Here is a 575-nt window from a genome sequence, read left to right as displayed (position 1 = left end):
GTCGGCGCGCTTCAGCGGCAGCGTGGTGTGCACCTGATGCACCGCCTTGCCCCTGGGGTTGCGATAACGCTGGTAATGATTGCGGTAGCTGCGGCCCTGCCGCAGCGCCTGCAACAAGGTGCTATTGCTCTCGTCCAGCTCCGGGTACAGCTCCAGCAAATAGGCCCCCAGCGCCTGCTCCGCGGTGTACTCGTCCAGCTGCGAGCACTCCTGGTTGTAATAGGCGTAGCGCCCGTCCTGGTCGATGATGGCCACCGACAGGCCGATCGCGTCAAAGAAATCGCCAAACAGCGCAATGCCCTGGCTCAGGTCCGCGTCCATGCCTCCCCCTCTACTCCGCATCACAAGCGCGGGCGCCGAAAATTCGGCGTTTTTATGAATAGTTGCAGTATTGACGGTTTTCGTCACCGCGAGCAAGCGCAAAACCCCTTTAAATTCATGCAATTAAAAAATGCGTCCGCTGGCATGGATGTTGCCACACTCAGCAGAGCCGCGCCCACACGCGGCACACAACTACAGCAGGCTGCCACAGCCGCAAGGAGGAGAGATTCATGCATCACCCCACCCCCGCCATC

The 575-nt window shown here is 60.2% G+C and carries 1 protein-coding gene; it reads right to left on the bottom strand.

All coding sequences use genetic code 11. From position 1 onward, the window contains the following. The coding region (locus VI26_RS22965) for a PAS domain-containing protein (RefSeq protein WP_048412073.1) at window positions 1-321 on the bottom strand (321 nt) is incomplete at its 3' end. Between the last annotated feature and the right edge of the window lie 254 nt (window positions 322-575).

It is taken from the genome of Chromobacterium sp. LK1 (genome assembly GCF_001043555.1).
GTDB lineage: Bacteria > Pseudomonadota > Gammaproteobacteria > Burkholderiales > Chromobacteriaceae > Chromobacterium > Chromobacterium aquaticum.
The sequence above is the reverse complement of the archived record's forward strand: the minus strand, read 5'-3'. Positions and strand labels throughout refer to the sequence as shown.